The organism is Metapseudomonas resinovorans (genome assembly GCF_002003485.1).
In the GTDB taxonomy this organism is placed as follows: Bacteria; Pseudomonadota; Gammaproteobacteria; order Pseudomonadales; family Pseudomonadaceae; genus Metapseudomonas; species Metapseudomonas resinovorans_D.
Genome location: NZ_BDMA01000074.1, coordinates 14,792 through 39,664, shown reverse-complemented (window position 1 = coordinate 39,664; position 24,873 = coordinate 14,792). Strand labels below are relative to the sequence as shown.

Below are 24,873 nucleotides of genomic sequence, written 5' to 3'. Positions count from 1 at the left end.
TGGGGCGGTGGCACCGTCCGCTATTACAGCCAGCAGGGGAGACAACCCATGGGCGATTATCAGGAAACTCTCTACGACGGTTACGGCCAGCGCTTCCGCATGGACAAGCTGCTGCACGAAGTGCGCACGGAGCACCAGCACCTGGTGATCTTCGAGAACTCGCGCATGGGGCGTGTCATGGCCCTCGACGGCGTGATCCAGACCACCGAGGCGGACGAGTTCATCTATCACGAGATGCTCACCCACGTACCGATCCTCGCCCATGGGGCGGTGAAGAGCGTCCTGATCATTGGCGGCGGCGACGGCGGCATGCTGCGCGAAGTGAGCAAGCATCGCGATATCGAGCGCATCACCATGGTCGAGATCGATGGGACCGTGGTCGAGATGTGCAAGGAGTTCCTGCCGAACCACTCCAAGGGCGCCTATGACGATCCGCGCCTGAACCTGGTGATCGACGACGGCATGCGCTTCGTCGCCACCACCCAGGAGAAGTTCGACGTCATCATCTCCGACTCCACCGATCCCATCGGTCCGGGCGAGGTGCTGTTCTCCGAGAACTTCTACCAGGCCTGCCGCCGCTGCCTGAACGACGGCGGCGTGCTGGTCACCCAGAACGGCACCCCCTTCATGCAGCTTGGCGAAGTGCAGACCACTGCCGGCCGCATGGACAGCCTGTTCGCCGACTGGCACTTCTACCAGGCCGCCGTGCCGACCTACATCGGCGGCGCCATGACCTTCGCCTGGGGCGCTACCGACGCCGAGCTGCGCAAGCTTCCGGTGGAGACCCTGCGCCAGCGTTATGCCGGCAGCGGTATCGTGACCCGCTACTACAACCCGGAAATCCACGTCGGCGCCTTTGCCCTGCCGCAGTACGTCCTGCACGCGGTGAACAAGCCGAGCAACGATTGAGGTTGCACGGGTAAATGAAGAAGGGGCCGAAAGGCCCCTTTTTTGATTCCGCTTTTCGTAGGGTGGATGACGCTTCTTCATCCACCAGCGGTGCCCAGCTAAGCCGCCAATGGTGGACCGGTAAAGCGTGGTCCACCCTACGGATGCAGCCCACCTTCGGTCCTGGCTGGATACTCAGAATGAAAAAGCCCGGCACTTGGCCGGGCTTTTTCTTGAAGCGGCGAATCAGATCTCCGTTGGCCGTACGTAGCCGAAGAGCTCCTGGGAAAAGCGCACGCGTTCTTCCGGAGTTTCCTGGATACCCTTGGCCTTCAGCTCTTCGAGGCGGGCCTCGACGGCATGGGCACGGTGGGTCAGGCCGCAGTCGTTGGCGATCTGGATGTTCAGGCCGGGGCGGGCGTTGAGTTCGAGGATCAACGGGCCCTTGTCCTGGTCCAGCACCATGTCGACACCGATGTAACCCAGGCCGCACAGCTCGTAGCAACCGGCCGCCAACTTCATGAAGCCGTCCCAGTTGGGCAGCTGCACGCCGTCCACCGCGTTGGTGGTGTCCGGGTGTTTGGCGATCTTGTTGTTCAGCCAGGTGCCGCGCAGGGTAACGCCGGTGGCCAAGTCCACGCCGACGCCGATGGCGCCCTGGTGGAGGTTGGCCTTGCCGTTGGACTGCCGGGTCGGCAGGCGCAGCATGGCCATCACCGGATAACCCATCAGCACGATGATGCGGATGTCCGGTACGCCTTCGTAGCTGATGCTCTTGAAGATCTGGTCCGGGGTTACGCGGTACTCGATCAGCGCGCGGTCACGGTGCCCGCCGAGGGAGTAGAGACCGGTGAGGATCGAGGAAATCTGATGCTCGATTTCCTCGTGGCTGATGATCTTGCCGGAAACCGTCTTGTAGCGACCTTCGAAGCGGTCGGCGATTACCAGGATGCCGTCGCCGCCGGCGCCTTGCGCCGGCTTGATCACGAAGTCGTTACGCTCACCGATGATCTCGTCGAGCTTCTCGATTTCCTTCTCGGTGGAGATGACCCCGTACATTTCGGGTACGTGAATCCCCGCCTCGATGGCGCGCTGCTTGGTGATGATCTTGTCGTCGACGATCGGGTACAGGTGCCGTTTGTTGTACTTCAGCACGTAGTCCGCGTTTCGCCGATTGATGCCCATGATGCCTTTGGCTTCGAGGGCTTTCCACGTCTTGATCAGGCCGAACATGGCTCAGTCCTTCAGGAAGGCTTTGAAGCGGAAGAGCTCGGTCAGGCGGTAGCCGCGGTAGCGACCCATCGCCAGCATGAAGCCCACCATGATCAGCAGCACGGCCGGGAAGGTGAAGATGAAGTAGGTCAGCTCCGGCACGGTCATCAGCAGGTGCGCCAGGGTGGCCGCGACCAGGGTGCCGATGGCCACCTTGAAGGCATGGCCGCCGCCGCGCTCTTCCCAGGTGATGGACAGGCGTTCGATGGTCATGGTCAGGATCACCATCGGGAACAGGGCGACGGACAGACCGCGTTCCAGGCCGAGCTTGTGGCTCAGCAGGCTGATCACCGCGATCAGCACCACCACGAAGGTCAGCACCACCGAGAGCCTTGGCAACATCTGTAGCTTCAAGTGCTCAAGGTACGACCGTAGCGACAGGCCGAGCGCGGTGATGATGGTGAACAGCACGATGCCGAAGCCCAGTTGGGTTTCGCGGAAGGCGAGGGCGATCAGCACCGGGGTGAAGGTACCCAGGGTCTGCAGGCCGCCGAGGTTACGCAGGATCAGGATCACCAACACGCCGATCGGGATCATGATCATGATCTGGTAGGTCTGCTGGGTCTGCAGCGGCAGGCCGTAGAGCGAGTACTCGAGGAAGTCGGCGTCGGTGTTCTCGTCGGTCAGCTTGGCCAGGCGGATGGCGTTCATCTCGCTGTTGTTCATGCTGAAGGTCACCTGGACCTTTTTGCCGCCATCGACGTTGATCAGATTGTCGTCACCGGTCCACCAGATCAGGCGGTCGCTGGGCAGGCCCTGCTCGCCAGTGTCCGGATTGAAGTACAGCCAGTTCTCGCCGTTGAAGCTGCGCAGCCAGAGTTCGGGACTCTGGGCCTGCTCGCTCATCAGGCGAATGGTGTGGACGCGCTCCATCGGCACGTGGGCGATGGACAGCAGCAGCTCGATGGCCTTGGCCTTGTTCGGTGTACCGGTGTCGCCGGCCAGCAGCAGCTTGACGTTGTCATCGTTCAGGTTGTTGACCCGCTTGATGGTCTCGCTGATGAAGGTCTCGACGTCGGCCGAGTGCTGGCGGATGGGAGCCAGCAGCGCTTCGGCGGCGATTTTCTCGGGACCTTCCACCGGAATGCTGTCACGGAAGATCGGACCCTTGTCCTTGGGCTTCTCGCCGCTGTAGCGCTTGGTCAATACCAGGCGGTAGTAGAGGGTCTGGTTGCCACTGGCGCGACGGGCAGACCAGGTCACCTTACGGTTGCCGTCGGCGCGATTGATGCTCACCCCATAGTTGTTGGAAATGAAGCTCTCGTTGAGGCTGACGTAGTCCCGGTTCAGCGGCGGAACGAACATCTGGACCTTCACCGGATCGCGCGGGTTCGCCTGGAACTCGACCTTGGCGTCGATGTTCCAGAGATCGTCGGTCGCATCCTCGGTGATCGGAATGCCCTGAATGAATATCTGGTAGGCCGTTATCAGAACGCCCAGGCTCACCAACAGGGTGATCAGGACTTTCAGATGCAGGGTAAGAGAGCGCATGTGGGTTACTCGTCAGAGTTTGCGTCGGTGGCACAGCCGGGTTTGCCGGCAGCGTATTTAAGGCTCGGGTCGACCAGTGCATCGAAGCGCTTGAGCGCCTCGGAACCGATCAGAAGCGGGTATTGGAAAGCACTACGGTCGGTCAGGTTCACTTCGATCTGCCGCAGGGCCTTGCCCATGCACACCTCCAGTTCGATGACCGGGCGTGCGGTGTAGGTCTTGCCTTCCTCGGGGTCGAAGTCCCCGGCGCGGCGTTTGATCTTGCTGATGCGGGCCAGAGGACGCTCGATCGGGTGTTCGTGGGCGTCGTCGATGGCCAGGTAGAAGCGCACCCAGGGTTCGCCGTCCTTCTTGAAGCGCTTGATATCGCGCGCACTGAGGGATGCGGTCTTGGCACCGGTGTCGAGCTTGGCGGCGACCTCCAGGTCGAGATCCTTCAGCTTGGCGTATTCATTGAGACCGTAGACGGTCTTCTCAGTGGCGAAGCCAAGTCCGGGGAGGGCAAGCAGGCAGGCAAAGGGGGCGAAGGGCTTGAGTGTCATAAGTCCTTTGAGCGTAACGCGGTCATCGGTCCAGGAGCCCGGCCCACGGCCATCTTGGCTGCGGCGCCTGGTCTGGGAGTCTAGCAGGCAAGTCATTGGCGCCCAGACTGGCGCTGGCGGCGCGCATTCTAACACGCGGATTTTCCGGTGCGACAGACGCTTATGGCTTCAGGTGCTGGAGCGTGATGCGTACCCGATTTTTCAGCTATTAGACGGATTGTCGACAATTGGTCGGTGATTGTTTGACATGTCCGGGTTGGTGGGGGTAGTTTTGCGCCATCAAACAGCAATGTGTCGACAATCATGATTGACGCTCCTGAAGCCACCGTTACTGATCAGTTGGACTCGGAAACCCTCTCCGAGAGCGTATTCCGGCGCATCCAGACGGCCATCGTGCGCGGCGAGATCGCTCCGGGCAGCAAGATCTCAGAGCCAGAGCTGGCGCGGACCTACGGCATCAGTCGCGGACCGCTGCGTGAAGCTATCCATCGTCTGGAAGGCCAGCGTCTGCTGGTTCGTGTGCCGCATGTTGGTGCGCGGGTGGTCTCGCTCGGGCATGCCGAACTGATCGAGCTGTACGAAATTCGCGAATCCCTGGAAGGCATGGCCTGTCGCCTGGCCGCCGAGCGCATGAGTCAGTCGGAGATCGACGAGCTGCGCCGGGTGCTGGATACCCACGAACGCGACGAGGCCTTCCAGGCCGGACGCGGCTACTACCAGCAGGAAGGCGACTTCGACTTCCACTACCGGATCATCCAGGGCAGCGGCAACCAGACCCTGACCAAGATGCTTTGTGGCGAGCTGTACCAGCTCGTGCGCATGTACCGACTACAGTTTTCTTCCGTGCCGAACCGGCCGCGCCAGGCCTTCAACGAGCACCACCGAATTCTCGATGCCATCGCCGATCGTGACGGCGAACTGGCCGAGTTGCTGATGCGCCGTCACATCGGTGCCTCCAAGCGCAATATCGAGCGCCACTACCAGGAAGCGCTCGCCAACCCGTCCAAAACACGAGGTGAGTCATGAGTCAGAAAACCGCCGGCCAGCGCTTCCGCGACGCCATCGCCGAAGAACATCCTCTGCAGGTCATCGGCGCCATCAACGCCAACCATGCGCTGCTGGCCAAGCGCGCCGGCTTCAAGGCCATCTACCTGTCCGGCGGCGGTGTCGCCGCGGGTTCGCTGGGCCTGCCGGACCTGGGCATCAACACCCTCGATGACGTGCTCACCGACGTACGCCGCATCACCGACGTGTGCGACCTGCCGCTGCTGGTGGACATCGACACCGGCTTCGGCCCGAGCGCCTTCAACATCGAGCGCACCGTCAAGAACCTGATCAAGGCTGGCGCGGCCGCTGCCCACATCGAAGACCAGGTTGGCGCCAAGCGCTGCGGTCACCGTCCGGGCAAGGAAATCGTATCCACCGAAGAGATGGTCGATCGCGTCCGTGCCGCTGCCGATGCCAAGACCGATCCGGCTTTCTTCCTGATTGCCCGTACCGACGCCATCCAGGCTGAAGGTGTGGACGCTGCCATCGAGCGCTGCCAGCAGTACGTGGAAGCGGGTGCCGACGCCATCTTCGCCGAAGCCGCCTACGACCTGCCGACCTACAAGCGCTTCGTCGATGCGCTGGGCGTGCCGGTGCTGGCCAACATCACCGAGTTCGGCGCGACCCCGCTGTTCTCGCGCGACGAGCTGGCTTCGGTCGGCGTCGCCATCCAGCTTTATCCGCTGTCTGCCTTCCGTGCCGCCAACAAGGCAGCCGAGGCTGTTTACACCGCGATTCGCCGCGACGGCCATCAGAAGGAAGTCATCGACCTGATGCAGACCCGCGCGGAACTGTACGACCGCATCGGCTACCACGCCTTCGAGCAGAAGCTCGACGCGCTGTTCGCCGCCAAGAAGTAACCGGAAGTGGGCCGCCTCCTCATTAATGGGGCGGCCTGCGGAATAACAAGACTCAAACTACCGGATTGAAATGAGGAGAATCACGCGATGAGCGCTTCCGAAACCACTACTGCCTTCAAACCGAAGAAGTCCGTGGCCCTGAGTGGCACCGCCGCTGGCAACACCGCTCTGTGCACCGTTGGCCGCACCGGCAATGACCTGCACTACCGTGGCTACGACATTCTCGATTTCGCCAACGCCTGTGAGTTCGAGGAAATCGCTCACCTGCTGGTGCACGGAAAGCTGCCGAACGTCGCCGAACTGGCTGGCTACAAAGCCAAGCTGAAGGCCCTGCGCGGCCTGCCGGCTGGCGTCAAGGCTGCCCTTGAGCAACTGCCGCCGTCAGCCCACCCGATGGACGTGATGCGTACCGCCGTTTCCGTGCTGGGCTGCCTGTCCCCGGAGAAGGATGATCACAACCATCCGGGCGCTCGCGATATCGCCGACAAGCTGATGGCTTCCCTCGGCTCCGCGCTGCTCTACTGGTACCACTTCAGCCACAACGGCAAGCGCATCGACGTCGAGACCGACGACGACTCCATCGGCGGTCATTTCCTGCACCTGCTGCACGGCGAGAAGCCGCGCGACTCCTGGGTCCGCGCCATGCACACGTCGCTGATCCTCTACGCCGAGCACGAATTCAACGCCTCCACCTTCACCTCCCGCGTGATCGCTGGTACCGGCTCCGACATGTTCTCCTGCATCACTGGCGCCATCGGCGCGCTGCGTGGGCCGAAGCACGGCGGCGCCAACGAGGTGGCCTTCGAGATCCAGAAGCGCTACGACAATCCGGCCGAGGCGGAAGCCGACATCCGCGCCCGCGTCGAGAAGAAGGAAGTGGTGATCGGTTTCGGCCACCCGGTCTACACCGTGTCCGACCCGCGCAACAAGGTGATCAAGGAAGTGGCTCGCGAGCTCTCCGACGAGCAGAAGAACACCAAGATGTTCGACATCGCCGAGCGCCTTGAATCGACCATGTGGGAAATCAAGAAGATGTTCCCCAACCTCGATTGGTTCAGCGCCGTGAGCTACCACATGATGGGCGTGCCCACCGCCATGTTCACCCCGCTGTTCGTGATCGCCCGTACTTCCGGCTGGTCCTCCCACGTCATCGAACAACGCATCGACGGCAAGATCATCCGCCCGAGCGCCAACTACGTCGGCCCGGAAGACCTGAAGTTCGTTCCCCTGAAGGACCGTGCCTAATCATGAATAGCCAATACCGCAAGAGCCTGCCGGGCACGGCGCTCGACTACTTCGATACCCGCGAGGCGGTGGATGCCATCGCTCCGGGTGCCTACGCCACGCTGCCGTACACCTCCCGCGTGCTGGCCGAGCAACTGGTGCGCCGTTGCGACCCGGCCATGCTGACCGATTCGCTCAAGCAGCTGATCGAACGCAAGCGCGACCTGGACTTCCCCTGGTACCCGGCCCGCGTGGTCTGCCATGACATCCTCGGGCAGACCGCCCTGGTGGACCTGGCCGGCCTGCGCGACGCCATCGCCGATCAGGGCGGTGATCCGTCCAAGGTCAACCCGGTGGTGCCGACCCAGTTGATCGTCGACCACTCGCTGGCGGTGGAATTCGGTGGCTCCGATCCGGATGCCTTCGAGAAGAACCGTGCTGTCGAGGAGCGCCGCAACGAGGACCGCTTCCACTTCATCGAGTGGACCAAGACCGCGTTCAAGAACGTCGATGTGATCCCGGCCGGCAACGGCATCATGCACCAGATCAATCTGGAGAAAATGAGCCCGGTGATCCAGGCGCGTGGCGGCGTGGCCTTCCCCGACACCTGCGTCGGCACCGACAGCCACACCCCGCACGTTGACGCCCTTGGCGTGATCGCCATTGGCGTGGGCGGCCTGGAAGCGGAAACCGTGATGCTCGGCCGCGCGTCGATGATGCGCCTGCCCGACATCGTCGGCGTCAAGCTGACCGGCAAGCGCCAGCCCGGCATCACTGCCACCGATATCGTCCTGGCCCTGACCGAGTTCCTGCGCAAGGAGAAGGTGGTGGGCGCTTACGTCGAGTTCTTCGGCGAAGGTGCTGACAGCCTGTCCATCGGTGACCGCGCCACCATTTCCAACATGTGCCCGGAATACGGCGCCACCGCGGCGATGTTCTACATCGACCAGCAAACCATCGACTACCTCAAGCTGACTGGCCGCGAGCCGGAGCAGGTAGAGCTGGTGGAAAACTACGCCCGGACCACCGGCCTGTGGGCTGATGCGCTGGTCACCGCCGAGTACGAGCGCGTGCTGCAGTTCGACCTGTCCAGCGTGGTGCGCAACATGGCGGGTCCTTCCAACCCCCATCGTCGACTGCCGACTTCCGCGCTGGCCGAGCGCGGTATCGCCGACGAGGCCAAGCTGGAAGCCGGCAAGGCCGAGGAAGCCGATGGCCTGATGCCGGATGGCGCGGTAATCATCGCCGCCATCACCAGCTGCACCAACACCTCCAACCCGCGCAACGTCGTGGCCGCCGGTCTGCTGGCGAAGAAGGCCAACGACCTCGGGCTGGTGAGCAAGCCCTGGGTGAAGACGTCTTTCGCGCCGGGCTCGAAGGTCGCCAAGCTGTACCTGGAAGAATCCGGCCTGCTGCCGGAACTGGAGAAGCTCGGCTTCGGCATCGTCGCCTACGCCTGCACCACCTGCAACGGCATGTCCGGTGCGCTGGACCCGGTGATCCAGCAGGAAATCATCGACCGTGACCTTTATTCCACGGCGGTGCTGTCCGGTAACCGTAACTTCGACGGCCGTATCCACCCGTACGCCAAGCAGGCTTTCCTGGCCTCGCCGCCGCTGGTGGTGGCCTACGCAATCGCCGGTACCGTGCGCTTCGATATCGAGCAGGACGTACTGGGTCATGATCAGGCCGGCAATCCTGTCACCCTGAAGGACCTTTGGCCGAGCGACGAGGAGATCGACGCCATCGTCGCCGCTTCGGTGAAGCCCGAGCAGTTCAAGCAGATCTACATCCCGATGTTCGACCTCGGCACCGTGAAGGAAGCCGAGAGCCCGCTGTACGACTGGCGTCCGATGAGCACCTACATCCGCCGTCCGCCGTACTGGGAAGGCGCCCTGGCTGGTGAGCGTACCCTCAAGGGCATGCGTCCCCTGGCTGTACTGCCGGACAACATCACCACCGACCACCTGTCGCCGTCCAACGCCATCCTGGCCAACTCGGCGGCTGGCGAGTACCTGGCGAAAATGGGCCTGCCGGAGGAGGACTTCAACTCCTACGCCACCCACCGTGGCGATCACCTCACCGCTCAACGCGCCACTTTCGCCAACCCTCAGTTGGTGAACGAAATGGCCGTCGTGGAGGGCGAGGTTAAGAAGGGTTCCCTGGCGCGCGTCGAGCCGGAAGGCAAGGTCATGCGCATGTGGGAAGCCATCGAGACCTACATGGATCGCAAGCAGCCGCTGATCATCATTGCTGGCGCCGACTACGGCCAGGGTTCGTCCCGTGACTGGGCGGCCAAGGGCGTGCGTCTGGCGGGTGTCGAGTCGATCGTGGCCGAAGGCTTCGAGCGCATTCACCGCACCAACCTGATCGGCATGGGTGTGCTGCCGCTGGAGTTCAAGCCGGGTACCACCCGCAAGACCCTCGGCATCGACGGCACCGAGACCTTCGACGTGATCGGCGAGCGAAAGCCGCGTGCCGACCTGACCCTGGTCATCCGCCGTACCAATGGCGAATCCCTCAAGGTGCCGGTGACCTGCCGTCTGGATACCGCCGAAGAGGTGTCGATCTACGAGGCTGGTGGCGTGCTGCAGCGCTTCGCCCAGGACTTTCTTGAGTCCTCGTCGGAAAAAGCTGTCGGCTAAGGCACGAGACAGCCCCCTCTCCCTCAGAGAGAGGGTTGGGGTGAGGGATGGCACCTGTCTTCCCTCATCCGCCCTTCGGGCACCTTCTCCCAGGGGGAGAAGGGCATTCAAAGCCTTTCAGGACAATATTCATGGCCCACGTACCCCAAGTGAAAATCCCCGCCACCTACATCCGCGGTGGCACCAGCAAGGGCGTGTTCTTCCGCCTGCAGGACCTGCCCGAGCGCTGCCAGGTGCCCGGCGAAGCGCGTGACAAGCTGTTCATGCGAGTGATCGGCAGTCCCGACCCGTACTCTGCGCATATCGACGGCATGGGCGGCGCGACTTCCAGTACCAGCAAGTGCGTGATCCTGTCCAAGAGCAGTCAGCCGGATCACGACGTCGACTACCTTTACGGTCAGATTTCCATCGACAAGGCCTTCGTCGACTGGAGTGGCAACTGCGGCAATCTCTCTACCGCCGCTGGCGCCTTCGCGCTGCATGCCGGGCTGGTGGATCCGGCGCGGATTCCCGACAACGGAACCTGCGTGGTGCGCATCTGGCAGGCCAATATCCAGAAAACCATCATTGCCCATGTGCCGGTCACCAATGGCCAGATCCAGGAAACCGGCGACTTCGAACTCGACGGCGTGACCTTCCCAGCGGCGGAAATCGTGCTGGAGTTCATCGATCCGTCCGACGACGGCGAGGAGGGCGGTTCGATGTTCCCGACCGGAAACCTGGTGGATGACCTGGAAGTGCCCGGTATCGGTACGCTCAAGGCAACCATGATCACCGCCGGTATCCCCACGGTTTTCGTCAATGCCGAGGCCATCGGCTACAGCGGCACCGAGTTGCGTGAGGACATCAACGGCAATCCTGAAGCGCTGGCACGGTTCGAGGCAATCCGGATCGCCGGGGCCCTGCGCATGGGGCTGATCAAGAGTGCGGAGGAGGCCGCCACCCGGCAGCACACGCCGAAGATTGCCTTCGTTGCGCCGCCCAGGGATTACCTGTCGTCCAGTCGCAAGGAAGTGAAGGCCGGCGACGTCGACCTGCTGGTGCGTGCACTGTCCATGGGCAAGCTGCATCACGCCATGATGGGCACCGCCGCCGTGGCTATCGGCACTGCCGCGGCCATCCCCGGCACCCTGGTGAACCTCGCGGCCGGTGGCGGCGAGCGCACTGCCGTGCGATTCGGGCATCCGTCCGGCACCCTGCGCGTGGGCGCCGAGGCCCGTCAGGTAGACGGTCAGTGGCAGGTCACCAAGGCCATCATGAGCCGCAGTGCCCGGGTACTGATGGAAGGTTGGGTTCGCGTGCCTGGCGATTCCTTCTAAAACGGCAGTCATGAAAAAGCCCGCCGAAGCGGGCTTTTTCATCGGCAGTTGGTTTACTTGAGGCGGCGTTCGACGCCTTTCTCCACCAGGATCTTGGCGGAAATCTCTTCTACCGAGAAATGGGTGGAGTTGATGAAGGTGATGTTCTCGCGGCGGAAGAGGTTTTCCACCTCGCGTACTTCGAACTCGCACTGGGCGAAGCTGGCGTAGCGACTGTTGGGCTTGCGCTCGTTGCGGATAGCGGTGAGGCGGTCCGGGTCGATGGTCAGGCCGAACAGCTTGTTCTTGTACTTTTTCAGGGCGGCGGGGAGTTGCAGTCGCTCCATATCCTCTTCGGTAAGCGGATAATTTGCGGCACGAATTCCGTATTGCATTGCCATATATAGGCAGGTCGGAGTCTTCCCGCAGCGAGACACGCCGACGAGGATCAGGTCGGCCTTGTCGTAGTAGTGCGTGCGGGCGCCATCGTCGTTGTCCAGGGCGAAGTTCACTGCCTCGATCCGCTCCATGTAATTGGTGTGGTGACCAATCGAGTGAGATTTGCCGACCGAGTAGGACGAATGTGAGGTAAGTTCTTGTTCCAGTGGCGAAAGGAAGGTCGAGAAAATGTCGATCATGAAGCCGTTGGAAGTGGCCAGGATGTCGCGGATTTCCTGGTTTACGATGGTGTCGAAGATGATCGGGCGGGCCCCGTCCACCTCCGCAGCCTTGTTGATTTGCTGTACCATGGCGCGCGCTTTTTCAACGCTGTCGATATAGGGCCGCGTGATCTTGTTGAAGGTGATGGTTTCGAACTGCGCCAGGAGGCTCTGGCCAAGGGTTTCCGCAGTGATACCGGTACCGTCGGAAATGAAGAAAGCGGTTCGTTTCATTTGCGCCAAAGGCCTTAAGTCAGGATCGATTCTTGGCTATGATAGGCCGCGTTTTTCGCCAGGCCCCAGCCGGTCGGCATTGTGACGTATTTTTCTGGACAAGCGCCAGAACGCTGCGGAGCTGTTCCGCATGAGCTTTTCCAACAAATAGTGGAGAGATCACCTTGGTAGAGTACGTAGTTTCCCTCGATAAGCTCGGCGTTCACGATGTTGAGCATGTGGGGGGCAAGAACGCATCCCTGGGCGAGATGATCAGCAATCTGGCTGGTGCCGGTGTTTCCGTTCCCGGTGGTTTCGCCACTACTGCCCAGGCCTACCGTGACTTCCTCGAGCAGAGCGGCCTGAATAATCGCATCCACGCTGCCCTCGATGCCCTGGACGTAGATGACGTCATTGCCCTCGCCAAGACTGGCGCGCAGATCCGTCAGTGGGTGATGGACGCCGAATTCCCGGCCCGTCTGGATGCGGAAATCCGCACCGCCTTCACCGCGATGGCCGCCGGTAACGACAACATGGCCGTGGCTGTGCGCTCCTCCGCCACCGCCGAAGACCTGCCTGACGCATCCTTTGCCGGTCAGCAGGAAACCTTCCTGAACATCCGCGGCGTGGACAACGTTATCCGCGCTGCCAAGGAAGTCTTCGCTTCCCTGTTCAACGACCGCGCCATTGCCTACCGCGTGCACCAGGGCTTCGACCACAAGCTGGTCGCACTGTCCGCTGGCGTACAGCGCATGGTCCGCTCGGAAACCGGTACCGCCGGCGTGATGTTCACCCTGGATACCGAATCCGGTTTCCGTGATGTGGTGTTCATCACCTCCGCCTACGGCCTCGGCGAGACCGTGGTGCAAGGCGCCGTCAACCCTGACGAGTTCTACGTGCACAAGGCGACTCTGGAAACCGGTCGTCCCGCCATCCTGCGCCGCAACCTGGGCAGCAAGGCGATCAAGATGATCTATGGCGAGGAAGCCAAGGCCGGCAAGTCGGTGAAGACCGTGGACGTCGACCGCGCCGACCGCGCCCGCTTCTCCCTGTCCGACGCTGAAGTGACCGAGCTGGCCAAGCAGGCCCTGATCATCGAGAAACACTACGGCCGCCCAATGGACATCGAGTGGGCCAAGGACGGTGACGACGGCAAGCTGTACATCGTTCAGGCTCGTCCGGAAACCGTGAAGAGCCGTTCCAGCGCCACCGTGATGGAGCGCTACCTGCTCAAGGAAAAGGGCAAGGTCCTGGTGGAAGGTCGTGCCATCGGCCAGCGCATCGGCGCCGGCCAGGTCCGCGTGATCCACGACGTATCCGAGATGGACAAGGTCCAGCCGGGCGACGTGCTGGTCTCCGACATGACCGACCCGGACTGGGAGCCCGTGATGAAGCGCGCCAGCGCTATCGTCACCAACCGTGGCGGCCGCACCTGCCACGCGGCGATCATCGCCCGTGAGCTCGGCATTCCTGCAGTCGTGGGTTGCGGCAACGCCACCCAGGTGCTTCAGGATGGCCAGGGCGTAACCGTTTCCTGCGCCGAGGGTGACACCGGCTTCATCTTCGAAGGCCAACTGGGCTTCGATATCCGCACCAACTCCGTCGATGCCATGCCCGACCTGCCGTTCAAGATCATGATGAACGTCGGCAACCCGGATCGTGCCTTCGATTTCGCCCAGCTGCCCAACGAAGGCGTGGGCCTGGCTCGCCTGGAATTCATCATCAACCGCATGATCGGCGTGCACCCGAAAGCGCTGCTGAACTTCGCCAGCCTGCCGGCGGAGATCAAGGAGAGCGTCGAGAAGCGCATCGCCGGTTACCACGACCCGGTTGGCTTCTACGTCGAGAAACTGGTCGAAGGCATCAGCACCCTGGCAGCGGCCTTCTGGCCGAAGAAAGTCATCGTGCGCCTGTCGGACTTCAAGTCCAACGAGTACGCCAACCTGATCGGCGGCAAGCTGTACGAGCCGGAAGAAGAGAACCCGATGCTGGGCTTCCGCGGTGCTTCCCGCTATATCAGCGAGTCCTTCCGTGACTGCTTCGAACTGGAATGCCGTGCGCTGAAGAAAGTGCGCAACGAGATGGGCCTGACCAACGTCGAGATCATGGTTCCGTTCGTGCGTACCCTGGGCGAGGCGAGCCAGGTGGTCGAGCTGCTGGCCAGCAATGGCCTGAAGCGCGGTGAGAATGGCCTGAAAGTCATCATGATGTGCGAGCTGCCGTCCAACGCGCTGCTGGCCGATGAATTCCTGGAATTCTTCGATGGCTTCTCCATCGGCTCCAACGACCTGACCCAGCTGACCCTGGGCCTGGACCGTGACTCCGGCATCGTCGCCCACCTGTTCGACGAGCGTAACCCGGCGGTCAAGAAGCTGCTGGCCAACGCCATTTCCGCCTGCAACAACGCTGGCAAGTACATCGGCATCTGCGGCCAGGGCCCGTCCGACCACCCGGATCTGGCCAAGTGGCTGATGGAGCAGGGCATCGAGAGTGTGTCCCTGAACCCTGACTCCGTGTTGGATACCTGGTTCTTCCTGGCGGAAGGTCAGGCCTGATCCTCGTAAGTCGAAACAAAAAGGGCGGGTTTGAAACCCGCCCTTTTTTTGTGCAAGCAGCAATCATGCAAAGCAGTAGCGAACTCTTTCCCGTTGCGTTGATGAGCGCGGAGCTCCGTGGTGATCTGACCGAAGACGTCTATCGCCTCAAGCCCGGCAATAGTCCTGATCCCAGTGTCGAGCTGGTCCTGACGCGTCTTGGCCTTCCAGGCCACGAGGCGGCTCGGGGTGTGCCGGTCATCCTGCTCCACGGGAGTTTTTCCAATCGCCGGTTCTGGTATTCGCCCAAAGGCCTGGGTCTTGGGCCCTATCTGGTCCGGGCCGGCTTCGATGTATGGATCGCCGAGATGCGCGGTCACGGCCTGTCGCCGCGTAACCAGCATTACCGCCGTAACCGTGTGGCCGACTACGCACGCTTCGATCTGCCCGCCATTGCGGCCTTCGTTCGCGAGCAATGCGGCCAGGCACCGCACTGGATAGGGCATTCCCTGGGCGGCACGACCCTTGCGGCTGCCTTGGGCGGGCACTATCTGGGTGAAGAGGACGTGGCGTCCGCCGCGTTGTTCGGCAGCCAGGTCAGTCGGGTCTACTGGCCGCTGAAAGTACCGCCGGTGGCGTGGGGTGGGCGAATGCTGCTCAAGCGATTCCAGGTCCTATCGGGTTCGCGCCTCAAGCGCGGGCCGGAAGACGAACCCATCGGTCTTGTCCTGGAGAGCATGCGTTGGCACGGCCTGTTCGGTCGATTCGGCGATGCCGAGCGGGATTGGTGGGCCGGGTTGGCGGACGTGCGTATCCCCGTGCTGGGCGTGGCGGCTGCGGGTGACCTGCAGGATCCTGTCTGGGCATGCCGCAAGCTGGTGGAGCAAGTGCCTCGGGAGTACAGCCATTTCCTGCGGCTGGCGAAGGACGAGGGATTCAGCGACGACTTCGGACACATCGAAATGCTGGTGAGCAAGGTTGCCGAACGTGAAGTCTGGCCGCTGGTTGCCCACTGGCTGGAGCACCTGTGTCTGCCCGCGACAGCATCATCCGCGGAGGGCGCGGCGCTCTAGTCCGCCTGCTGCCCGTAGTTTCTGGTTTCGGGTGCCGGAATGCTGTGCTAAAGATGGCGGGAATCATTGAGCGGCGGAGGCTTCGCATTCGTCGTGGTGGGGTGATTGAACGGCGCTTTGCAGGTGGGTGGATGGTGATCGTTGCTGAACGTCGTTGATCAGCAGCTGATCCTCATGGAAAATCGCTGCCCACATCAGGGCGCGCCGCTCTACGAAGCCACCCCGGAGGACTGTGAGCATTGCCTTCGACGTTGGCCAGCGGTCGTCCGGCCAGTGCGCCTTGCCCCTCGGCTGTAGCGCCTGCCGCTGGCCGATGACGGCGACCGCATCGGTCTCGATCTGTAACTGCTATCAAGGAGATGTCCATGCAATACGTTACCCCTGATCTGTGCGATGCCTATCCGGAGCTGGTCCAGGTCGTCGAGCCCATGTTCAGCAACTTCGGTGGGCGCGATTCCTTCGGCGGCGAAATCGTCACCATCAAGTGCTTCGAGGACAACTCCGTGGTCAAGGAGCAGGTCGATCTGCCCGGCAAGGGCAAGGTGCTGGTGGTTGATGGCGGCGGTTCCCTGCGTCGTGCCCTGCTGGGCGACATGCTTGCCGAGAAAGCTGCGAAGAACGGTTGGGAAGGCATCGTTGTCTACGGCTGCATCCGTGACGTCGATGTGATCGCCCAGACCGACCTCGGCGTCCAGGCCCTGGCCAGCCACCCGATGAAGACCGACAAGCGCGGCATCGGCGACCTGAATGTGGTGGTGACCTTTGGTGGCGTGACCTTCCGCCCGGGCGAGTACGTGTACGCGGACAACAACGGCATCATCGTTTCGCCCGAACCCCTGCAGATGCCGGCCTGATTAAAAGAGCCCGGCGATGCCGGGCTTTTTCTTCCAAGGAGACTGAATGTTCGAGGAGCAGAACGCCCAGTGGGGGCTGGTACATGCCTTCGTGCTGGACGGGAAGGGCGGTGCCGAGTCGATTTCCCGCGAAGCGCTGGCGGACCTGCAGCTGGCGCCCGAGCAAAGCCTCTGGTTGCACTGGGATCGAAGCCATCCGCTGGCGCGACGCTGGCTGCGGGAGCAGAGCGGGCTGTCCGAATTCGCTTGCGACCTGCTGCTCGAGGAGAGCACCCGGCCGCGCATGCTGGCCCTGCCCGATGATGAGTTGCTGCTATTCCTTCGCGGCGTGAACCTGAATCCGGGCGCTGTCCCCGAGGACATGGTGTCCGTGCGCATTTTCGCTTCGGCGCAACGCATCGTCTCGCTCCGCCTGCGGCCGCTGCATGCCACCGATGAGCTGATCGAGCAGTGGGCGAAGGGCACCGGCCCGAAGGCTGCGTCCGAGGTGCTGCTTTATCTGGCGGAGCACCTGACCGTGAAGATCGACTCACTGGTAGCGGAGTTGTCCGAAACCATCGATGAGCAGGAAGAGCAGCTCGACAACAGCGAACGCTTCCGCCCCGATCATGACCTGATGCTGCAGATTCGTCGTCGCGCCGCCGGCCTCAAACGATTCCTGGCTCCGCAGCGCGACATCTATGGTCAGCTGGCGCGCAGCCGGACGCCTTGGTTCCTGGATGACGACAGTGACTACTGGAATGAGCTGAACAACAGGCTGACCCGCTACCTGGAAGAGCTGGAACTGATTCGCGAGCGCATCGGCTTGGTCCTGGAAAGCGAGAGTCGCCGGCAGGGCGAACGCACCAGCCGGACCATGTACCTGCTGGGCATCACCACCGGTTTCTTCCTGCCGCTGAGCTTCATCACCGGCCTGCTGGGAATGAACGTCAGCGGAATTCCCGGCGACGAGACGCCTTACGGTTTCATCATTGCCTGCGTGTTCATTCTCGGAATCGCAGGGTTCCAGATATGGCTGTTTCGTCGATTGCGCTGGCTCTGATGTGACCCGATCCGATCCGGGCACGTCTAGCCGACATATCCACGCGAGGTGCGCATGCACGATCCGTTTGAAGAATCCCTGCGGGACCTGCTCAAGGCGTCTCCGCAGCCCGACCATGATGATGACGCTGCTCTGGGCCGTGTGCTCAAGACTGCCAATCGGCAGGTGGGCGCGGGGGATCTGTTCAGCCTCATGGGGCATTGGCTCGGCGCCATGATGATCGCCCTCAACAATGGTTCGCCCCACCTGGCGCCTGTGTCGCGCCGCAACGCTTCTGTCCGTTCTGAAGATAAGGCTGATTGAACATGGAATTCGACCCCTGGACCCAAGGTCTCGTTAACGCCATGACCTCGGTATGGACACCGGTAGCGGGCTTCATCCCGCGCCTGTTCGGCGCGCTGGTCGTGGTGCTGCTGGGCTTCGTGGTGGCCAAGCTGCTGGATACCTTGCTTTCCAAACTGCTGGCCAAACTGGGCCTGGATCGCCTGATGGCAGGCACCGGCCTGACCAAGATGCTGGCTCGCGCCGGCATCCAGGTGCCGGTTTCCACCTTGATCGGCAAGATCGTCTACTGGTTCGTGCTGCTGATCTTCCTGGTGTCCGCCGCGGAGTCCCTGGGCCTGGATCGTGTTTCTGCGACCCTCGACGTGCTGGCCCTCTACCTGCCCAAGGTGCTGGGTGCGGCGCTGGTGCTGCTTGCCGGGGTATTGCTGGCGCAGCTGGTCAGCGGGCTTGTGCGTGGTGCCGCCGAGGGTGTTGGTCTGGAATACGCCCACGGCCTGGGCAGGCTCGCTCAGGGTCTGGTCATCATCATCAGTATCTCCGTGGCCATCGGCCAGCTGGAGGTCAAGACCGAACTGCTGAACAACGTCATCGCCATTGTGCTGATCTCCATCGGCCTGGCAGCTGCGCTGGCGCTGGGTCTTGGCAGTCGCGAAATCGCCGGGCAGATCCTTGCCGGCATCTACGTGAGAGAGCTTTACCAGGTTGGGCAACAAGTGAAGATTGGCGATGTCGAAGGGCAGATCGAAGAGATCGGCACGGTGAAGACCCTGCTGCTCACCGAGGAAGGTGAGCTGGTATCGGTGTCGAACCGTACTTTGCTCGATCAACGGGTAACCAGCCGCTAACACGACGGCTTTTCCCTGCTAATGTATGCCGCCAGACAAGGTGCGCGGTTCCCCGCGCCCCGGCGGCTTTTGACCTGACTGTCGGCCCGACCCGTTTTGAACAAGCCCCAATCGCTTTCCTTGCGCTATGACCCCCGCGAGCTCTCCGATGAAGAACTCGTGGAGCGTGCGCATGTCGAGCTGTTCCATGTCACCCGCGCCTATGAAGAATTGATGCGGCGTTACCAACGCACGTTGTTCAACGTCTGTGCCCGATATCTGGGGAACGACCGTGACGCGGATGATGTCTGTCAGGAAGTCATGCTCAAGGTGCTCTATGGTTTGAAGAACTTCGAAGGCAAGTCGAAGTTCAAGACGTGGCTATATAGCATCACGTACAACGAGTGCATTACCCAATATCGGAAAGAGCGTCGAAAACGACGCTTGCTTGATGCACTGAGTCTGGATCCCCTTGAAGAAGCCTCGGATGAAAAAACGCCCAAGGTCGAGGAAAGAGGGGGGCTGGAGCGATGGCTGGTACATGTCAATCCCATCGACCGGGAGATTCTTGTGCTACGTTTTGTCGCAGAGCTGGAGTTTCAGGAGATCGCAGACATTATGCACATGGGCTTGAGTGCGACAAAAATGCGCTACAAGCGTGCGCTGGATCGCCTTCGCGAAAAATTTTCCGGACTCTCTGAAACTTAGTTCGGGAAAAATTATCTCTTATGGGCCGGTATGTTCTGCTAGAATTGCCGCCCAAGTTGTCTGGAGATTGTTCGACAACTTACTGACCACCAAGATGGGGATTTACGGATGAAACTGAAAAACACCTTAGGCGTAGCCGTTGGCTCTCTTGTTGCCGCCTTTTCGCTGAACGCGCTGGCTCAGGGCCAAGGCGCAGTTGAGGTGGAAGCTTTCGGTAAGCGTTACTTCACCGACAGTTCTCGCGATCTCGAGAACGGCAACCTGTACGGCGGCTCGGTAGGCTACTACCTGACCGACGACGTCTCCCTGGCTCTGTCGTACGGCGAATACCACGACATGACCTCCGAAGACGCTTTCGGTACCGATGGCCACAAGGACATCAAAGGCAGCCTCACCTCCCTGGACGCCATCTACCACTTCGGCACCCCGGGTGTTGGCCTGCGTCCGTACGTTTCTGCCGGCTTCGCCCATCAGAGCATCAGCAATATCCCGCCGCGCACTGGCCGTGACAACAGCACCTTCGCCAACGTTGGTACCGGTCTGAAGTACTACTTCACCGAGAACTTCTTCGCCAAGGCGAGCCTGGACGGCATGTACAACCTGGACGCCCAGGAATCCGAGTGGATGGCTGGCGTGGGTGTTGGCGTGAACTTCGGCGGTTCCACCAAGCAAGCCGAGCCGGCTCCGGCCCCGGTTGCTGAAGTGTGCGCTGACAGCGACAACGACGGCGTTTGCGACAACGTCGACAAGTGCCCGGACACCCCGGCCAACGTCACCGTTGACGCCGATGGCTGCCCGGCCGTTGCCGAAGTTGTACGTGTTGAGCTGGACGTGAAGTTCGACTTCGACAAGTCCAAGGTGAAAGAAGAAAGCTACGGCGACATCAAGAACCTGGCTGACTTCATGAACCAGTACCCGGCTACCACCACCACCGTTGAAGGCCACACCGACTCCGTTGGTACCGACGCCTACAACCAGAAGCTGTCCGAGCGTCGTGCCAACGCCGTTCGTGAAGTGCTGGTTGACCAGTACGGTGTCGGTAGCGAGCGCGTCAACGCTGTTGGCTACGGCGAAACCCGCCCGGTTGCTGACAACGCCACTGCTGATGGCCGCGCTGTTAACCGCCGCGTAGAAGCCGAAGTAGAAGCCCAGGCCAAGTAATTGGTTTGAGCTGCAGGAAAAACCCGGCCTCGGCCGGGTTTTTCTTTGCCCGGAGAAAAGTGCCGGAAGAAGACGGCAATCTCGAGCGCCGCTGTGGGTACCGGCACAGCCTTCTTTGTGTAGGCGCGAATTCATTTGAACTCGGGAAACCACGTCCTGGGGACGTGGTCATGAGTCACCGGCTCCGCCTGTGGCGATTCGAATGCTCGGGATATCAGGATGAGGCCGATCGGGTAGGGTGCGCCGTGCGCACCGGCAGTTTGACCTGGTGCCGAGGTGGACCTTGAAATCGGTGCGCACAGCGCACCCTACGGTTCAGACCGGGCTAAAGAGGTCGGCGTTGTGCTCGGTAGTGGATTCGCTCCCACACCCAAGCGCATAAAAAAGCCCGGCATCGCCGGGCAAGCACTACTTCGCAGGAGCGAAGAGAGATTCAGGCGCTTTGCGCCAGTGGGAGGACCGCCTGTGCTGCAGCGACCTCTCCGATGACCAGGATCGCCGGGCTTTTGAGTTCAAAGGCTTTCGCGTCCATTTGCATGCGAGCGAGGGTGCTGCGGCATTCACGCTGATGAGGTAGTGAAGCGTTTTCGATCATTGCCACGGGCATGGCACCTGTCATGCCGCCCTCCAGCAACCCCTGATGAATATCCGCCAGCTTGGCCACGCCCATGTAAACCACGAGGGTAGTGCCAGACTGCGCCAGCGCTTGCCAGTTGAGGGAGCTATCGTCCTGGGTATGGGCGGTGACCAGGGTCACGCCGCGGCTGATACCGCGCAGGGTCAGGGATATGCCGCAGTTGGTGGCACCTGCTAGTCCGGCGGTGATGCCATTGACCAGTTCGCTTTTCACGCCTCGCTCGGCCAGCCACTCGGCCTCCTCGCCGCCGCGACCGAAAATGCACGGGTCGCCCCCTTTCAGCCGTACCACGCATCGGCCTTGGCGCGCATAACGCAGCATCAGGCGATGGATGAATTCCTGCGGAGTCGAGCGGCAACCGCCGCGCTTGCCGACACGGACGACACGAGCGTTGGGGCAGTGCTCCAGCACGGCTGGATTGACCAGGTCGTCGATCATGACCACGTCAGCTTGATTGAGGGCCTTCACCGCCTTAAGGGTAAGGAGTTCAGGGTCTCCGGGGCCCGCACCGACCAGCCAGACTTTGCCATTCATAGGGATTCTCCAGTGCGCTCGACGCGCCGCAAATGATTCAGGTCCACGCCAGAACTTCGTCGGAAGCCAGTTCTATCTGCCAGTCGTGCAGCGGACAGGCACCTGGCATGGCGGCGATCTCGCCGGGATGTGGGACGTCGCCAGCGCTGATCATCTCGATACCGGCTACCTTGAGCCGTGCGCCCGCCAGCGAGCCCCGATAGCGGGCGAAGCCGAGCATGGCCAGGTGATTGGCGCAGACCTTGGCCTGCTCCATCAGCGGTGCCACCAATCCGTAGGAGATTCCCCGGTGGTTGGCGCACTCGCCGATGGCATAGATGCGTGGGTCGTATGTCTGCAGGGTGTCGTCGACCAGAATGCCGTGATTGCAGGGCAGGCCGGCCTGCTCGGCCAGTTCGGTGTTGGGGGTGATACCGGCAGCCATGACCACAAGGTCGGCAGTAATGATCTCGCCGCCCGCTAGCTGCACGGCGCAGACCCGGCCATCGCCGTTGTCGATCAGTTCCTCGGTGGCGGTGCCCAGGCGGAAACGGATGCCGCGAGCCTGCAAGGCGCGCAGCAACTTGTCGCCAGCCGGCTGGTCGAGTTGTTTTTCGAGCAACCAATCCGCCAGATGCACGACGGTAACGTCCATGCCGCGTTGCTTGAGGCCATTGGCGGCTTCCAGACCCAGCAGGCCGCCGCCGATCACCACAGCATGGCTATGAGTACGAGTTGTTTCGATCATCGCGCGCGCCCCGGCTATATCGCGGTAGCCGATCACGCCTTGCAGGCGATTGCCGGGTATGGACAGGCGACTCGGCGTGGAGCCGGTGGCGATGACAAGACGGTCGTAGTCGGCACGGCTGCCATCTTCGGCAATCACCTGGCGTCGCTGGCGATCGATCTTCACCACCTTGCGATTCAGTAGCAGTTCAATGCCGTTATCCGCGTACCAGGCGAGGTCGTTGAGGATGATGTCCTCGAAGGACTGCTCGCCGGCCAGTACCGGAGAGAGCAGGGTGCGGTTGTAGTTCGGATGGGGTTCGGCGCCGAACACGGTGATTTGGTATCGCTCCGGCGCCAGCCTCAGCAGTTCTTCGAGAGTACGCACTCCGGCCATGCCGTTTCCGATAACCACCAGCTTGGATGTCTTCATGCCAGGACACTCCTGCACAAACGTCGAGCAAACAAAAAAGGCGTCCCGCTGTTGCCAGCAGGACGCCTTTGTCCAAGTCCCGTTCTATCGGGAAAGTGCCGTCTCGTCGTTGAGGCGGGCGCTTTTTGTAGATTGTCGAAGGAGGTATTGCAGCCCTCGTGCCAACCCCGAAAGCACCGTATTCCGGGGGGCGGCGCGGTGACCCGGTGGTCGCTGCGCGCTCGTGTGGGGCGCTGTGCTCCAGTCTGGTGCGTTACCCGTGCAGGATCAGGAGCAGCAGCAAGAGGTTCATCAGCAGTGACAAGAGCGCCATGCCGCGCCAGACCTTCAGGGGCTCGCGCTCCAGCAGCGGTCGGGGCTTGGCCGTCAGGGCGCGGCGTTCGCCTTGTTCCAGGGCCAGCAGCCATTCCTCCATCGTTTCGTAGCGTGCGGCCGGATCGGCGGATACAGCGCGAGCCAGGCATTCATCCAGCCAGGCGGGCAGATCCGGCCGGTAGCGGCTGGCCGGCGTGGACGCTCCGAAGCGAGGATGCTGGAACGCTTCGATCTCGCCATGGGGATAGTGGCCGGTCAACAGGTGGTACAGGGTGACGCCTGCCGCGTAGAGATCCTGCTTTGGGGAAGGCGCCGCGCCGGCGAATGCTTCCGGTGCGATGTAGCTGGGTGTCCCAGGGAGGCTGTGCGCCTCGTCCTGGGACAGGCCAGGGCAGTACGCCAGACCGAAATCCAGAAGGCGCAGTTCGCCGTCGTCCCCCCACAGCAGGTTTTCTGGCTTGATATCGCGATGCAGGATGTTGCGTCGATGCAATTGGCCGAGGGCCTTGAGCAACCGTGGGGCGATATCCAGCCATTCCGGCAGCGGCATCGGACCGCCGAGGCGCAGGTGCTCGGCGAGAGTCTGCCCGGCGTATTCGCGCTGCACGTAATACAGATGCTGGCGCTGGGGCAGCGGATGGGCTTCCGGAAAATGGCGTCCGGCGACCCGGCGCAGGAACCACTCTTCCAGCATCAGGGCCGGCCCGGCTGCGGGTTCGTCATGACGGCTGGCGGGCAGCGTCTTGAGTAGCCAGCGTCGGTCCTGGCTGTCGCGTACCCGATAGACCATGGACTGACGCGACTCGGCTACCAGGCGCTCCACCTGCCAGCCCTCGAAGGATTGGCCTTCCTGCAAGCGCGGCGGCAGCGGCCAGTGGTCGAGCTGCGCCAGGGTATCCGCCAGGCCCGCCTGGGGCAGGTTGTCGACGCGGATCAGCAGCGCGCTGGCGTTGTCCTGGCCGCCCGCCAGGTGCGCAGCGCTGACCAGCGCCTGCGCCGCTGCGGGGAGGTCCTGTTCATCCTGCAGGATGCGCTGGATACCGTGGTCGCCGAGCACGGCCCAGACACCATCGCTGACCAGCACGAAACCCTCGCGCTCCGCCAACTCGCCGTCCAGGTAGTCCACTACCAGGTGCTGGTCCAGGCCGAGCGCACGCTTGAGCACGTGCTGCATGCCGGGCTGCTCCCAGACGTGGTCTTCGCTGAGTCGGGAAAGTTGCTGGCCGTTCCAGCGGTAGGCGCGACAGTCGCCGACATGGGCCAGGGTGAAGCGGCGTCCGCGCAGGACCATGGCGGTCAGGGTGGTGAGCAGCGGCTGGCCGCCACCATTGGCCTGGAGCCAGCGGTTGTGGGCCACCAGCAGCCGGTCAAGCGACTGGGCCACGGCCCAGGTTTCCGGCGTCGAGTAATAATCCAGCGCCAGGGCCTGCAGCGTGGCGCGTGCGGCAAGTCCGCCGTCGGCGCACTGACTGACCCCGTCGGCGAGGGCGAAGAGATATCCCTTGCTGGCGGCCAGGGCGGGCGCCGGGGTGACCACCCGAACGGCGTCCTGGTTCTCCGTGCGCGGCCCCGTGGAGCTGGCTTCGCCAAAGCTGAGTTGCAGCGTCATCAGCGGTCCGTCCTGTATGG

20 protein-coding genes and 1 pseudogene are annotated in these 24,873 nt (G+C 62.3%); 14 read left to right on the top strand and 7 right to left on the bottom strand.

Annotated elements, in window-relative coordinates; all coding sequences use genetic code 11:
* Positions 1-48 precede the first annotated feature (48 nt).
* The gene (gene speE, locus MnOB_RS20585; RefSeq protein ID WP_077526078.1) at positions 49-909 is read left to right on the top strand and encodes a polyamine aminopropyltransferase; all 861 of its coding nucleotides are present in this window, start codon (positions 49-51) and stop codon (positions 907-909) included.
* Between the two features lie 225 nt (positions 910-1,134).
* Here speE and MnOB_RS20580 read toward each other — a convergent pair whose 3' ends face one another.
* From MnOB_RS20580 to rloA, 3 genes are read right to left on the bottom strand one after another with little or no spacing between them, the layout of a single operon-like run.
* Positions 1,135-2,121 carry an alpha-L-glutamate ligase-like protein gene (locus tag MnOB_RS20580; protein ID WP_077526077.1) on the bottom strand — a complete coding sequence of 329 codons (987 nt, stop codon included), beginning with the start codon at positions 2,119-2,121 and terminating at the stop codon, positions 1,135-1,137.
* A 3-nt stretch (positions 2,122-2,124) separates the two neighbouring features.
* On the bottom strand, positions 2,125-3,651 hold the full coding sequence (gene rloB, locus MnOB_RS20575) for an osmotic stress tolerance membrane protein RloB (protein ID WP_077526076.1): 1,527 nt from the start codon (positions 3,649-3,651) through the stop codon (positions 2,125-2,127).
* A 5-nt stretch (positions 3,652-3,656) separates the two neighbouring features.
* A complete protein-coding gene (gene rloA / locus MnOB_RS20570) occupies positions 3,657-4,193 on the bottom strand; it encodes a retropepsin-like aspartic peptidase RloA (protein ID WP_077526075.1) in 537 nt (178 codons plus the stop codon).
* Between the two features lie 303 nt (positions 4,194-4,496).
* Between rloA and MnOB_RS20565 the strand changes: the two genes are divergently transcribed.
* From MnOB_RS20565 to prpF, 5 genes are all read left to right on the top strand, one after another.
* Positions 4,497-5,219 (top strand): GntR family transcriptional regulator, encoded by a 723-nt coding sequence (locus MnOB_RS20565; protein ID WP_077526074.1) that lies wholly within the window; start codon positions 4,497-4,499, stop codon positions 5,217-5,219.
* A complete protein-coding gene (gene prpB, locus MnOB_RS20560) occupies positions 5,216-6,100 on the top strand; it encodes a methylisocitrate lyase (RefSeq protein ID WP_077526073.1) in 885 nt (294 codons plus the stop codon). Before MnOB_RS20565 ends, prpB begins: the two co-directional genes overlap by 4 nt.
* A gap of 87 nt (positions 6,101-6,187) precedes the next feature.
* Positions 6,188-7,345, top strand: a complete 1,158-nt coding sequence (gene prpC, locus MnOB_RS20555) for a bifunctional 2-methylcitrate synthase/citrate synthase (RefSeq protein WP_077526072.1) — start codon at positions 6,188-6,190, stop codon at positions 7,343-7,345.
* Positions 7,346-7,347: 2 nt separating this feature from the next.
* On the top strand, positions 7,348-9,969 hold the full coding sequence (gene acnD / locus MnOB_RS20550) for a Fe/S-dependent 2-methylisocitrate dehydratase AcnD (protein ID WP_077526071.1): 2,622 nt from the start codon (positions 7,348-7,350) through the stop codon (positions 9,967-9,969).
* 131 nt (positions 9,970-10,100) lie between these two features.
* Positions 10,101-11,288: a 2-methylaconitate cis-trans isomerase PrpF gene (gene prpF, locus MnOB_RS20545; RefSeq protein WP_077526070.1), complete on the top strand. Its 1,188-nt coding sequence runs from the start codon at positions 10,101-10,103 to the stop codon at positions 11,286-11,288.
* 53 nt (positions 11,289-11,341) lie between these two features.
* Here prpF and ppsR read toward each other — a convergent pair whose 3' ends face one another.
* On the bottom strand, positions 11,342-12,160 hold the full coding sequence (ppsR, locus tag MnOB_RS20540) for a posphoenolpyruvate synthetase regulatory kinase/phosphorylase PpsR (protein WP_077526069.1): 819 nt from the start codon (positions 12,158-12,160) through the stop codon (positions 11,342-11,344).
* Between the two features lie 164 nt (positions 12,161-12,324).
* Here ppsR and ppsA point away from each other — a divergent pair, with 164 nt between their 5' ends.
* The 8 genes from ppsA (at position 12,325) to MnOB_RS20495 (ending at position 20,620) form a co-directional block, all read left to right on the top strand.
* Positions 12,325-14,694, top strand: coding sequence for a phosphoenolpyruvate synthase (gene ppsA / locus MnOB_RS20535; protein WP_077526068.1), 2,370 nt, complete (start codon positions 12,325-12,327; stop codon positions 14,692-14,694).
* Between the two features lie 65 nt (positions 14,695-14,759).
* Complete coding sequence (locus tag MnOB_RS20530; RefSeq protein WP_077526067.1) at positions 14,760-15,746, top strand: alpha/beta fold hydrolase; 987 nt, start codon at positions 14,760-14,762, stop codon at positions 15,744-15,746.
* Between the two features lie 365 nt (positions 15,747-16,111).
* Positions 16,112-16,600: a ribonuclease E activity regulator RraA gene (rraA, locus tag MnOB_RS20520; protein WP_077526066.1), complete on the top strand. Its 489-nt coding sequence runs from the start codon at positions 16,112-16,114 to the stop codon at positions 16,598-16,600.
* Positions 16,601-16,646: 46 nt separating this feature from the next.
* Positions 16,647-17,642, top strand: coding sequence for a zinc transporter ZntB (locus MnOB_RS20515; protein WP_077526065.1), 996 nt, complete (start codon positions 16,647-16,649; stop codon positions 17,640-17,642).
* 48 nt (positions 17,643-17,690) lie between these two features.
* Positions 17,691-17,945 carry a CrfX protein gene (locus MnOB_RS20510; protein WP_199824565.1) on the top strand — a complete coding sequence of 85 codons (255 nt, stop codon included), beginning with the start codon at positions 17,691-17,693 and terminating at the stop codon, positions 17,943-17,945.
* Positions 17,946-17,947: 2 nt separating this feature from the next.
* Positions 17,948-18,772, top strand: a complete 825-nt coding sequence (locus MnOB_RS20505; RefSeq protein WP_077526063.1) for a mechanosensitive ion channel family protein — start codon at positions 17,948-17,950, stop codon at positions 18,770-18,772.
* A 96-nt stretch (positions 18,773-18,868) separates the two neighbouring features.
* Complete coding sequence (gene sigX / locus MnOB_RS20500) at positions 18,869-19,459, top strand: RNA polymerase sigma factor SigX (protein ID WP_077526062.1); 591 nt, start codon at positions 18,869-18,871, stop codon at positions 19,457-19,459.
* 108 nt (positions 19,460-19,567) lie between these two features.
* Entirely contained in the window at positions 19,568-20,620 is a 1,053-nt protein-coding gene (locus MnOB_RS20495) for an OmpA family protein (RefSeq protein WP_077526061.1), read from the top strand.
* Between the two features lie 433 nt (positions 20,621-21,053).
* On the opposite strand, the gene cobA is transcribed toward MnOB_RS20495, so the two are convergent.
* The 3 genes and pseudogenes from cobA to MnOB_RS20480 all read right to left on the bottom strand — a co-directional run bounded on the left by cobA (position 21,054) and on the right by MnOB_RS20480 (position 24,853).
* Complete coding sequence (cobA, locus tag MnOB_RS20490; protein ID WP_077526060.1) at positions 21,054-21,791, bottom strand: uroporphyrinogen-III C-methyltransferase; 738 nt, start codon at positions 21,789-21,791, stop codon at positions 21,054-21,056.
* A 136-nt stretch (positions 21,792-21,927) separates the two neighbouring features.
* Positions 21,928-22,929: pseudogene (locus MnOB_RS20485) on the bottom strand (NAD(P)/FAD-dependent oxidoreductase); the annotation flags it as partial.
* Between the two features lie 253 nt (positions 22,930-23,182).
* Positions 23,183-24,853 carry a bifunctional protein-serine/threonine kinase/phosphatase gene (locus MnOB_RS20480; RefSeq protein WP_077526058.1) on the bottom strand — a complete coding sequence of 557 codons (1,671 nt, stop codon included), beginning with the start codon at positions 24,851-24,853 and terminating at the stop codon, positions 23,183-23,185.
* Positions 24,854-24,873: the final 20 nt, after the last annotated feature.